The sequence below is a fragment of the Oleiphilus sp. HI0079 genome (genome assembly GCF_001635105.1).
Map to the genome: position 1 here is coordinate 1 of NZ_LWFT01001294.1, position 11,256 is coordinate 11,256.

Consider the following 11,256-nt stretch of genomic DNA (forward strand, 5'->3'; position numbering starts at 1 on the left):
ATAGTCTCGTCAGTACTGATTGGTCAATTAATGTATAGCCGGTTGTGCCTAGTGCCGCCATAAGAGCGCTTGAGCGAGTGCCGGGTGTTTTCGTTGGTACCGGTTGCAATGGATCGGGGATAGCGATGAGTGCGGGGTATGGCAGAGTATTAGCTGAGCTTGCTAGCGGACAGCGGCCTTACATTGATATTGAACAATACCGGCCAGAGCGCGACGCGCTTGCCGACCCGGCTAATTCAATGTTTCGCAAGGCATGTGCGATGTCTCGAGCGGCAAAACGCTAACTCAACACCGCCGCTGTAATCCCGATTGCACCATAATACGTGTTGCGATTTCTTCAACGGAATAGTCTGTTGTGTTCATAAATGGAATTCGTTCGCGGCGGTACATTAATTCCACCTCTTCTACTTCGTAGTTGCACTGCTTCATCGTTGCGTAGCGCGAATTTGGTTTGCGCTCGTTACGGATCAAAGACAGGCGCTCAGGTTCAATGGTCAAACCAAAAATCTTGCCGCGATAACTTTTTAAAAGTGCAGGTAGTTTTTGGTCTTCGATGTCTTCTTCTGTAATCGGGTAGTTCGCAGCCTGAATGCCATACTGCATAGCGAGGTAGAGACAGGTTGGGGTCTTACCACTTCGAGATACGCCAACCAAAATGACATCCGCTTCGTCATACTGTTTCGTGCGAGCGCCGTCATCATTATGCAGTGCATAGTTGATCGCTTCCATGCGGTATTCATAGTCAGAGCTTTCGCCAATCCGGGCACGACCAATAGTGTCTCCAGGTTGAATGCCCAGCTCTTCTGTTAGAGGACCTAAAAATGCCGCAAACACGTCAATTTGCAAGGCATTGCTGCTCGAAACGATTGAGCGAAGTGTATCGTCTACGAGTGTGTCAAAAACAATAGGGCGCGCGCCATCCAGTTCGGCACGCTGATTGATACGTTCGACCACTTCTTTTGCTTTCTCAACGGAGTCTACGTAGGGCAAGGTCTCTTTTTCGAATCGAATTGTATCGAAGCGTTTTAAAAGGCTCAGGCCGAGGGCTTCGCTGGTGATCCCTGTTCCGTCTGAGATAAAAAAAGCTGTTCGCTTATCTGTCATAATTTATAAATACCTTGTTATATTTATGCGCTAGTTTGCTAAGTTTTGCTTATACAAGTGATTCAAGATGTCTACTAAATTAAGCTAGCATAAAGTGTTATTATGCGCACCTTATTAAGTCGGCCGAATTCTCGGCTGGCAGTACCGTTTCAGAGGAGTTTCGCCTTGCAGGAATATATCGTTTGGTTTGACCAACTTGGGATGAATGACGTTGATCGGGTCGGTGGCAAAAATGCCTCGCTCGGCGAGATGATCGCGAATCTTGGTTCGACTGGTGTGCGTGTGCCGGGGGGCTTTGCAACCACCGCCTATGCGTTCAACGAGTTTTTGCGAAGTGATGGTTTGGCAGATCGTATTCATAGTCGCCTTGATGCGCTTGATGTCGATGATGTTAAAAAGTTAGTGGAAACGGGCGCGGAGATTCGTGCTTGGGTCATGGATGCTCCCTTTCCCCCGCAGTTAGATACTGAGCTGGAAAATGCATTTGCTCAGCTTCAAGACGGTAACGATCATATGGCTGTGGCCGTTCGTTCGTCCGCAACGGCTGAAGATCTTCCGGAAGCGTCTTTCGCGGGTCAGCAAGAAACGTTTTTAAACGTGACGGGTATTGAAGCGGTCAAGCACGCTGTTAAAGAGGTGTTCGCTTCTCTATTTAATGATCGCGCGATTTCTTATCGTGTTCACCATGGTTTTGCGCATATCGATGTCGCTTTGTCGGCTGGGATTCAGAAAATGGTACGCAGTGAGACTGCATCAAGTGGTGTGATGTTTACGCTTGATACCGAATCTGGCTTCCGCGATGCGGTCTTTATTACGTCTTCTTATGGCTTGGGCGAAATGGTCGTTCAGGGGGCGGTTAACCCTGATGAGTTTTATGTTCACAAACCAACATTTGAAGCCGGTCGGCCTGCAATTCTTCGTCGCAACCTAGGTAGTAAAGCCAGCAAGATGATCTATTCAAGCGAGCCGGGTCAGCTTGTCGAGACGGTGAAAGTGGATAAAGAAGATCGTTTTCGTTTTTCGATCACCGATGAAGATATTAATGAGCTCACCGAACAAGCTCTCACTATTGAGAAACATTACGGCCGACCCATGGATATTGAGTGGGCAAAAGACGGTGACGACGGAAAACTCTATATCGTTCAGGCGCGCCCAGAGACCGTAAAGAGCCGCTCGAGCAGTGCAGTCCTAGAGCGCTATCTGATGAAAGAGACAGGTACCGTGCTTGTTGAAGGCCGCAGTATTGGCCAGAAGATCGGTAGTGGAATGGTGCGTGTTGTTGATGGATTGTCAGACATGGATCAGGTTCAGGAAGGCGATGTGCTCGTTACAGATATGACGGACCCAGATTGGGAGCCAGTTATGAAGCGCGCTTCTGCGATTGTTACCAATCGTGGTGGCCGTACCTGTCATGCTGCCATCATTGCCCGCGAGTTAGGTATTCCTGCGGTAGTCGGTTGTGGCAATGCGACGGAGAAGCTCAGTTCTGGGTCGAATGTGACGGTGTCCTGTGCGGAAGGTGATACGGGCTTTATCTATGACGGCTTGTTGGATTTTGAACTGCGGGAGAACTCTGTCGAATCGATGCCAGATTTGTCGTTCAAAATTATGATGAACGTTGGTAACCCTGATCGCGCCTTTGATTTCAGTGCTCTCCCTAATGACGGAGTTGGTCTTGCTCGGCTCGAATTCATTATCAATAGAATGATCGGTGTGCATCCAAAAGCTTTGCTCAACTATGATTCTCTGCCAATGGAGGTGCAGGAAACCGTTGCAAAGCGTGTTGCTGCCTATAAGTCTCCAGTAGATTTCTATGTTGATAAATTGGTTGAGGGGATTTCTACGCTTGCAGCCGCTTTTTATCCAAAGAAAGTAATCGTTCGATTGTCAGATTTTAAGTCGAACGAATACGCGAATCTGATTGGCGGAAGTTTATATGAGCCGGAAGAAGAAAACCCGATGCTTGGTTTCCGAGGAGCATCGCGATATATCTCCGAGACATTCAGAGATTGTTTCTACCTCGAATGTAAGGCCCTCAAACGCGTGCGTGAAGAAATGGGACTCGATAATGTGGAAGTGATGGTTCCATTCGTTCGCACCGTTGGCGAAGCGAAGCAGGTGATTGATTTGCTCGCATCGCAAGGTCTAAAACGCGGCGAGAACGGGCTGCGAGTGATCATGATGTGTGAATTGCCAGGCAACGCAATTTTGGCAGATCAGTTCCTGGAGCATTTTGACGGATTCTCGATTGGTTCCAACGACCTTACGCAGTTGACGCTTGGCTTGGATCGAGACTCAGGCATTATCGCGCATTTGTTCGATGAGCGAAACGAAGCGATTAAAGTGCTCCTTGGTCAAGCAATTGATGCGTGCAATAAAGCAGGTAAATATATCGGAATTTGTGGGCAGGGCCCTTCAGATCACCCGGATCTGGCTCGCTGGTTAATGAAAAAAGGCATCGATAGCGTTTCGCTCAATCCAGACTCAGTGCTTGATACGTGGTTCTATCTTGCTGAAGACGAATAGAGATAATGTGAAAAAGGACGAAGTAAAGGATTTATAAAGCTATGACAGATAAAAAGATTATAACGCCGGATCTCTGCGATAAATACGAAGACTTGGTTGAAGTTGTTGAACCAATGTTCCACAACTTTGGTGCGATAGACGCATTTGGTGGTGAGATCGTTACCGTTAAGTGTTTTGAGGATAACTCTGTTGTCAAAGAGCAGGTCGGCTTGCCGGGCGAAGGTCGGGTGATGGTCGTTGATGGCGGTGGCTCTAAGCGAAATGCCTTGTTGGGTGATATGCTCGCTGAGAAGGCGGCATCCAATGGCTGGGCCGGACTTATTATTTATGGCTGCATTCGTGATGTTGATGTGATTCGTCAAACGCAATTAGGTGTGCAAGCGTTGGCGTGTAATCCGCGAAAGACTGAAAAACGTGGTTTGGGTGATTTAAATGTCGAGGTGAAATTTGGCGGTGTGGTGTTTAAACCGGGCCATTATGTTTATGCCGACAACAATGGCGTTATCGTTTCGCCACAAGCTTTGGAAATGCCATAGACTGAATTCCGTATCGTCGAGTTTGAACTTAGTTAAACTCGACGATTTCTGCCCCCACCACATAGCCATCCGGACCATTACTGGCGCAGCGCACTATTCTAAGGGTCGCTTTTAAATCCTGAGTATGGTCTGTACCTGACTTTATTAAGGTTCGACATGTCTCTCCTTCAGGTAACTGTTCTTTTACCCGAAACATCAAGCCTGTACCGCTGAGATTTAAGCAGAACGCAGGGTAACGTTTGCCGCTCTCTGTCATGGTTATTTCAATTTCTGTATTCAGTGTCATACGGTGGAAGCTTCGCTTCTCCGAATGATCGCGTTGAGGAATGCTTTCTTGTGCGTAAGTCATATTGCTTGACCTCTCTTATTTTCACTGTATATCTAGCAGACAGAATAAGAATACGCCAAGATTTAGGATGAAAGGTGGATTAAAAGATGGTAGGGCACGGGAGTGTCTACTGCGTCTCACCGTGCCACGATATTTTACAAATTAATGCTGAGTTTTAAGCCCAGCTATCGTTTTTCTTAGTAGGTTTGAGTAAAGGGATGATGAGCGCCAGAATCACGCCTAGAAGGACCAGTGCGCCGCCAATCAGCATCATATTGGATTCAGATTTGTCTTTTAGTCGCGAATTTTCTACTTCGAGTAGTTCTAACTGATTGCGAAGCTCTTCGTTACTGTTTCGTAATTCACGATTGCTTCTGTCGAGATTAAGAGCATCGGCGGAGACGGCTTTGACTCTTGCCAGTTCATCGGTATTCGCGCTTAGAGACTTGCTTGCCTTGGAATGCTGTCCCTCAAGCTCTTCATAATTGCTTTGCAGCGTACTTAGCTTGTCTGACAGTTCTTTGTTTTGAGCCCGCAACGTCGCGAGTGTTTTTTCAGCACGTGCAAGCTTGTCGCGAGCGATGGGTTCTTGCGACAGGTAGCGCGTTGGTAAGTACCCCTCAATACCGGAAGCTGTTTTTACAAATGAGTAGCCGGACTCGGTATTCTTTTCGATAATCTCTAGTGCTGTGCCGCTTGGTAGCCCCTTGTGCACGATGCGAAAGCCGGTACCTTCACCACTGCGAAGCGGTACCAATAACGTGTCGTCAACGTACATTGTTTCAGCAAGCACGCTGCTAGCTAGCAACATCGTGGTAATGAATGATAAAGCGATTTTTTTCATGACGCGTAAGTCCTGTATGAATTCTGTAGCGTGAGCTTTTAAGGGAGTACTTTTTTAAATGGCTTAACGATCACGTTAGCGTAAACGCCTGCAGCGATGTAAGGATCTTGATCTGCCCATGCGCTCGCCTCTTCAAGAGAGTCAAATTCAGCAACAACTAAGCTGCCTGTAAAGCCTGCCTCGCCCGGATCTTCATTATCTAGAGCTGGATGGGGGCCAGCAATCAGTAAACGCCCTTCTGATTTAAGCACTTCAAGGCGAGCCAAGTGATCGGGCCGTGCCGATTTGCGCTTTTCCAAACTGTTTTCGACATCCGTAGATATGATTGCGTAGTACATAGAGTCTCTCAATTGTGGACGATATCTTCCAGCTCTAAGCCGGTAAGCGATTTTATTTTCTTAAATAGGTACATCATCGCGATGATCATTACGATGACGCAAGGAATAGTAATAACTGGGTAACTCAACAGGTTCATCGTACCTAGCTGATCGTTAAACTCTGCTGTTCCGCTTGGACTGGTCACGATCACTTTCGCTAAGACATAGTTTAGGATGGCAGAGAGCAAAAAGGACCCAGCTAAAATGTAGGTCGCTGTTTGCAGGGCCTCTTCAAAACGCGCTTCAGATTTGTGCTCTTCCAAAGCGGCATTCACTTTGTCAATTTGCAGAATCTTATCGTTGTAAATGAATGTTTTAACTAAAGGATAGGGGGTTCTTAGAGAGAATATCGTGCCGACACCAATGATGAGCGGAATGGCCGCCTCTTTAATGGCGATGTATTTGCTGTCTAGCTCAAGGAGACCTATGCTACTTGTCAGCAATATGCTGATGAAGCCAAGGGCTGGAATGAAGCCAAACTTCTTTTCCTTTATGAACTGATAAACGCCGTAGCCCAGAGGCAGGGAAAGACCAAGGATCAATCCGTAGACGGGGCCCAGCTGGTCTTCAGGGCTGAGATATTTCAGAACGAGCGTGGGCAAAATTACGCATAGAATGAGTTCAAGAAACAAGTTTCCTGACTGCGCTTTTTGGGAAGCTTCCGACATTTGGTTTCCAATTTTAATGGCAAAGCGTAAAGACGAACGAGTGTTCACGCACTCACTTATCATAATGGAGCAGGATTATACGATGTTACGACCGAGAATTTTAGTGTGAGATTTTCAAATATTGACCTGCATTGCCATAGTTATATGTCTGATGGCGACTTAAGCCCATCAGATGTCGTCGAACGCGCTCACGGTAAAGGTGTTGAGCGACTTTCGCTTACCGATCATGACACCATTGCCGGCTTGGCTGAAGCAACACGAAAGGCCGAGGAATTGGGTATGGAGCTTATTCCTGGGATCGAAATTTCCTGTCTTTGGAACAAAGCTGGGGTACACATTCTTGCTTACAACTTTGCACTTGACTGCCCTGTCATGAAAAGAGTGCAGAAACATCAGAGTGATTTGCGCTTGAGTCGCGCCCGAGAAATATGTCAACGATTGCAGAAGAAAGGCTTGCCGCCAACTCTTGAGGCAGCGACGGCGCTAAGCTTTGAGGGAATCCCCGGGCGACCACATTTTGCACAGGCTCTTTTGGACATGGAGCTTGTTAGTTCGATGGGAGAGGCGTTTAAGCTCTACCTTGGTTCAGGAAAAGCAGGTGATGTGAAAAGTATTTGGCCTTCTCTTGAAACCGCAATGTCTTGGATCTCCGAAGCCAATGCTACGGCCGTTATAGCGCATCCTCGCAAGTATGATTTTAGCTTAACCAAGCTCCGAGAATTGATTTCTGATTTCCAGTCATTTGGAGGACATGGAATGGAGGTGGTTGTTTCTGGTCAAAAGCCAGGAGAGGTCGGAATGCTCGGTGATATGTGCCAGCGGTTTGGTTTGCATGGCTCTGTTGGCAGTGATTTCCATTCTCCAAAGTGGTCTTGGGCTGAGTTGGGACGTATCCAGGTTCTGCCAGATTCTGTTAAGCCAGTTTGGGAGCTGTGGGCGTGAAAGCGTTGGTGGTTGATGATCAGGTGATCAACCGTTTGGTGTTAATCGCCGCGCTAGAAGAGATGGGGTATTGCTGTATCGAGGCCGAGAACGGAGAGCAGGCAATAGAGCAATATACGCTTAGCGAGCCGGACCTTGTAATGATGGATGTGATGATGCCTGTGATGGATGGCTATCAGGCTACCATCGAGTTGAAGAAACTTATTGGTGAAAGGCATGTCCCGATCATTTTTCTGACGGCGAAAACCGATGAGGAGTCACTTCTAAAGTGCCTTGAATGTGGTGGCGATGACTTTTTGCAAAAGCCTGTAAATACCACTTTGCTTCAATCGAAAATTAATGCACATCTTCGAACTCAAAGGCTTACAGACGAGTTAATTCAGAAAAGTCTTGAGATGGAGCGCTTGCATTCTACTCTCCAAAGCGAGCATGAGACAGGAAACCACGTTCTCTCTCATGCGTTAGCGAAGAACCTTCGGCATAGCGATAGCATCCGCAGCTATTTAGTGGGCCAGTCAACGTTCAATGGCGATATTCTTCTATCTGCTGAGAAGCCTCTTGGTGGTCTGTATGTCTTTTTAGGAGACATTACCGGGCATGGTTTGGCGGCAGCAATTGGAACGATCCCTCTGTCCCAAGTGTTCTTTACCATGACCCGCAAAGGGAAGTCTTCCACATCAATTATTCGAGAGATGAATCGCTCGCTCCGCGCATTTTTGCCGCGATCGATGTTTTGCGCAGCCTTGTTGCTTGAGCTTGATGCGTCAGGTAGCAAAATGAGGATTTGGTCGGGAGGTTTACCTCTTTGCTTTCATCTCCAAAGCGCGAAAAAGCAGGTTGATCTCGTTTCTTCTCGACATCTACCTTTGGGCGTATTGGATGACAGCGCCTTTGATCCATCTATGGAGAGTATCTCTGCGGAAGAAGGGGATTCTCTGTTGATGATGACGGACGGTATTCCCGAGTCTGTAAATGCAAAGGGTGTCATGTTTGGACTAGATACTGTTGAGAATTTAGTTAATAAGCATCACGCAGATGCGTTTGAGGAGCTGCTCCGACAGTATGCAGATTTTGCAGGTGCAAGACCCCAAGAAGATGATGTGTCTCTGGTAGAAGTGCTTGCTAAACCATCATCCCCGACACATTCTGCTGCAACCGAATCTAAGGTAGCTGTTCCTTGGACGACCTCCGTTCAACTTGAGGCTGCGGCGTTGCGAGAGTTAGAAGATCCAGTCGGAGAGATATTAAAGTTATTACCAGAGCGTTTAGAGTTTTCTGTTTATCAAGAGCGGATTTCAACAGTCGTAACTGAGCTTTATTCTAATGCGCTAGAGCATGGGGTTTTGGGGCTCGACTCCAAGCTAAAGCGAGGGGCGGACGGGTTTGCTAAGTACTATTCCTTTCGTGAAGAGCGCTTAGAGAAGCTAATCTCCGCACGTGTTGAGATCACGCTCTTTTTTGATCCGCTAAGGTATCCAGATTTGCTCGGCTTAACCATTTCTGACAGCGGTAAAGGTTTTGCGCACGATTCAAACTCGCCGAGCAAACTGCTCGGTCAAGATGAGCGTTCGTATGGCCGAGGGATTGCGCTTGTTGAATCGCTTTGTTCCTCGGTCAGCTATAACGATGCAGGTAATGAAGTGACCGTTCATATTAAGCTCAACTAAGCTCTGTCAGGGCGCTGTCATGCGACGGTCATAGCGTGTGCGTGTTAGCTGTTGAAGAATAAGAAAACGTCAGTCAATTGCTCAGAGATAACGGTTTCGAATTGTTGCATCAGTTTCTTGTTGTTGATGATGGGGGCAAAGTCTTCGTTATCGAATAGTCCCGAAAGTGCCATATAAGGTAGTAGCAGCTCTGCGGACACTTCTTCATCTTTACTGAACCACTGTGTCTCGTTTGCCAACATGCCTTCGACGAAACCAGCGCACCAACTGTTTAACGCGTCGTCGTAGAGTTCGTCTTCATCTTCGAATGGCAAGAAAATCGACTCGCCTTCACTCAAGCACTCGCCAAGCTCAGCTTTGATAGCTTCTATGCACGCCGCCAAATGCTCTAGCTCATAATCCATATCGTTAAGGGTTTGATCGGCCAGACAGATGGTCATTATTTCTTCAGTAGGCAGTTGGACCGGGCCGACCACAGCTGCCGTAGTCAAACCATGCAGGCCAAAATAGTCTAGAGTGTCTTCACTAAGGCTTTCATCGAACAGGAGTTCTTCTAGCTGATCTATAGCGTTTTCAGAGAGGGGCATACAGTGATTCCGTGTAATAAAAAAGCCAGAAGCGCCTAAGCTAACTTCTGGCTGTAAGAAAGTCCAATATGTTTATTGGTCTTGTTCGGTGCTCTCAGTCGCCTTACTATCAGTAGGCGCTGTCTCCGAAGTGTCTTGTGCTGCTTTTCGGTCGCGGCGACGCGCGGGGCGTTGCGGTTTGAACGTTGTTGCGTGTTGAGAAACCGACGCAGGAGCCGGTTTTTCAGCAGCAGGCTCTTGCGCTTTCTCGCTGGCTTTTGCTGAATCAGTCGCCGATGCTTCACTATTCGAGCTGTCTGTTTTCTGCGTCACTGGCTTACGTCTACGTCGACGTCGCTGTTCGGCCGATTTATCAGTTTTCTCAGCATTAGCATCAGTATCAGCAGATGTCTCTGGCTTAGCTTTAGCCTCGCTCTTAGTTTTTACATCCGGCGTTGTAACATCGGCTTTGGCTGGCGCTGGCTCAGATTGCTCGGTCGCTGGTTTTGCGGCCTCGACATTCTCTACAGGCGCTTTAGGCGTCTCTGTTTTTGCTTTGGCTCGCGGTCTACGCTCACGCTTCGGCTTGTCAGTGGTTACTGGTTTTGTTTCTTCTTTAGCCGCTTCAGGTTTCTCAGAAGCTTCCGGCGCTTTTGATTGTGCTTCCGTGGCCGACACTTCCGGCGTGGCAGTAGGAGCGTCTGCTTCCGGTGCTTTGCTCTCTTTTACTGCCGGCGCTTGTGCTGTCGTTTCCTGCTTAGCTTCTTTGTCAGAAGCCGGAGTTGGCGTTTGAGCAATGTTTGCTTCAGTGTTTTCAGACGAGGCATTGGTTACAGCGCTGTCTTTTGCAGGATTGCGACGACGACCGCGGCGGCGACTATTCGAGCGGCCGTTACCATCTTTACCGCTAGTATCTTGGCCAACAGAATTATTTGATGAGCTTTGTGCAGCGTTATCTTGAGTTGCTTTTGCATCATCCGTTTTTGAAGTTGGCGCTACTTTTGCCAACTCTTCTTCTGAAAGCGCTTCCGGGCGAGGCTTCTCTTGATACTTCTGGCTGGTGCTCCCTGCATTACGCTGGCGACGAGGCCGCTTGTTAGCGCTGTCTCCCGAAGTATTTCTGTTCGCATTATCATTCTTTTGATTTTGCGAACTTGGCTTGTTGCGATTATTGCGGCTGTTGCGCGACCCTGAATCATCAGAACGATCGTTCGAACGATCTTTTGATCTAGGATTGTCCGATTGGCGCTTAGTCGAGCGTTCACCGCGATTGTCATCACTGCGATCTCTGCGCGAGCGATTCTGCTGTCCGCCGCGCTCATCACTTCGCTTGGTTCGCTTAGCGTTGGTCTGACGATTGCCCCCTGAGTGACGTTGGTTCGCTCTAGGAGCAGGTTTAACTTCTTCTTCCTTCGCGCTCTCTTCAGGTGTGAACATGGTCGCAATTTTAGACGCGATCTTTTTGAATAGGCCGCCGGCTTCTGCTTCTGGTGCTGCGGGAGCTGCTGGGGCTGGCGCTTGAGGTGGTGGCGTGAGCGTTTTTACGGCCGCTTCTTCACGCACAACTTCTCTTGTCGGAGTGTTAGACGCAACCTCGTTTTCTGGACGATTGCCTTCGATTGCATAGCTTGGCGTGTCTTCGATTGCACCATACTCGTCATCACGAACACGCACAACTTCGTAGTGAGGTGTTTCTAA

At 48.0% G+C, this 11,256-nt stretch carries 12 protein-coding genes; 5 read left to right on the forward strand and 7 right to left on the reverse strand.

The genetic code is table 11. The features are described 5' to 3' along the window. The first annotated feature begins 44 nt into the window (after positions 1–44). Entirely contained in the window at positions 45–284 is a 240-nt protein-coding gene (locus A3750_RS22540; protein ID WP_068547970.1) for an FAD-dependent oxidoreductase, read from the forward strand. Position 285: 1 nt separating this feature from the next. Here A3750_RS22540 and A3750_RS22545 read toward each other — a convergent pair whose 3' ends face one another. Further along, positions 286–1,104 carry a pyruvate, water dikinase regulatory protein gene (locus tag A3750_RS22545; protein ID WP_068455813.1) on the reverse strand — a complete coding sequence of 273 codons (819 nt, stop codon included), beginning with the start codon at positions 1,102–1,104 and terminating at the stop codon, positions 286–288. A 165-nt stretch (positions 1,105–1,269) separates the two neighbouring features. On the opposite strand from A3750_RS22545, the gene ppsA reads away from it, so the two are divergent. Continuing rightward, positions 1,270–3,630 (forward strand): phosphoenolpyruvate synthase, encoded by a 2,361-nt coding sequence (ppsA, locus tag A3750_RS22550; RefSeq protein ID WP_068455819.1) that lies wholly within the window; start codon positions 1,270–1,272, stop codon positions 3,628–3,630. 41 nt (positions 3,631–3,671) lie between these two features. Beyond that, the gene (gene rraA / locus A3750_RS22555) at positions 3,672–4,166 is read left to right on the forward strand and encodes a ribonuclease E activity regulator RraA (RefSeq protein ID WP_068455816.1); all 495 of its coding nucleotides are present in this window, start codon (positions 3,672–3,674) and stop codon (positions 4,164–4,166) included. Positions 4,167–4,194: 28 nt separating this feature from the next. On the opposite strand, the gene A3750_RS22560 is transcribed toward rraA, so the two are convergent. The 4 genes from A3750_RS22560 to A3750_RS22575 form a co-directional block, all read right to left on the reverse strand. Then, entirely contained in the window at positions 4,195–4,515 is a 321-nt protein-coding gene (locus A3750_RS22560; RefSeq protein ID WP_068454725.1) for a PilZ domain-containing protein, read from the reverse strand. 154 nt (positions 4,516–4,669) lie between these two features. After that, positions 4,670–5,338, reverse strand: a complete 669-nt coding sequence (locus tag A3750_RS22565) for a TIGR04211 family SH3 domain-containing protein (RefSeq protein WP_068454728.1) — start codon at positions 5,336–5,338, stop codon at positions 4,670–4,672. A gap of 38 nt (positions 5,339–5,376) precedes the next feature. Further along, complete coding sequence (locus A3750_RS22570; protein ID WP_068454731.1) at positions 5,377–5,676, reverse strand: YciI family protein; 300 nt, start codon at positions 5,674–5,676, stop codon at positions 5,377–5,379. Positions 5,677–5,684: 8 nt separating this feature from the next. Next, positions 5,685–6,383 carry a VC0807 family protein gene (locus tag A3750_RS22575; protein ID WP_068454733.1) on the reverse strand — a complete coding sequence of 233 codons (699 nt, stop codon included), beginning with the start codon at positions 6,381–6,383 and terminating at the stop codon, positions 5,685–5,687. A 105-nt stretch (positions 6,384–6,488) separates the two neighbouring features. Here A3750_RS22575 and A3750_RS22580 point away from each other — a divergent pair, with 105 nt between their 5' ends. Both A3750_RS22580 and A3750_RS22585 read left to right on the forward strand, forming a co-directional pair. Continuing rightward, positions 6,489–7,325, forward strand: coding sequence for a PHP domain-containing protein (locus A3750_RS22580; RefSeq protein ID WP_197466252.1), 837 nt, complete (start codon positions 6,489–6,491; stop codon positions 7,323–7,325). Next, positions 7,322–8,992 carry a fused response regulator/phosphatase gene (locus A3750_RS22585; protein ID WP_068454739.1) on the forward strand — a complete coding sequence of 557 codons (1,671 nt, stop codon included), beginning with the start codon at positions 7,322–7,324 and terminating at the stop codon, positions 8,990–8,992. Before A3750_RS22580 ends, A3750_RS22585 begins: the two co-directional genes overlap by 4 nt. Positions 8,993–9,036: 44 nt before the next feature. On the opposite strand, the gene A3750_RS22590 is transcribed toward A3750_RS22585, so the two are convergent. Both A3750_RS22590 and A3750_RS26540 read right to left on the reverse strand, forming a co-directional pair. Further along, a complete protein-coding gene (locus A3750_RS22590) occupies positions 9,037–9,579 on the reverse strand; it encodes a YecA family protein (protein WP_068458194.1) in 543 nt (180 codons plus the stop codon). 72 nt (positions 9,580–9,651) lie between these two features. Continuing rightward, positions 9,652–11,256, reverse strand: a 1,605-nt coding sequence (locus A3750_RS26540) for a hypothetical protein (protein ID WP_197475252.1), incomplete at its 5' end; no start/stop codon positions are given.

Excerpts from the sequence above, each read along its gene's own strand:
- A3750_RS22570 (WP_068454731.1), bottom strand. The coding sequence starts at position 5,676 with ATGTACTACGCAATCATATCTACGGATGTCGAAAACAGTTTGGAAAAG.
- A3750_RS22575 (WP_068454733.1), bottom strand. The coding sequence starts at position 6,383 with ATGTCGGAAGCTTCCCAAAAAGCGCAGTCAGGAAACTTGTTTCTTGAA.
- rraA (WP_068455816.1), top strand. The coding sequence starts at position 3,672 with ATGACAGATAAAAAGATTATAACGCCGGATCTCTGCGATAAATACGAA.
- A3750_RS22590 (WP_068458194.1), bottom strand. The coding sequence starts at position 9,579 with ATGCCCCTCTCTGAAAACGCTATAGATCAGCTAGAAGAACTCCTGTTC.
- A3750_RS22565 (WP_068454728.1), bottom strand. The coding sequence starts at position 5,338 with ATGAAAAAAATCGCTTTATCATTCATTACCACGATGTTGCTAGCTAGC.
- A3750_RS22560 (WP_068454725.1), bottom strand. The coding sequence starts at position 4,515 with ATGACTTACGCACAAGAAAGCATTCCTCAACGCGATCATTCGGAGAAG.
- A3750_RS22545 (WP_068455813.1), bottom strand. The coding sequence starts at position 1,104 with ATGACAGATAAGCGAACAGCTTTTTTTATCTCAGACGGAACAGGGATC.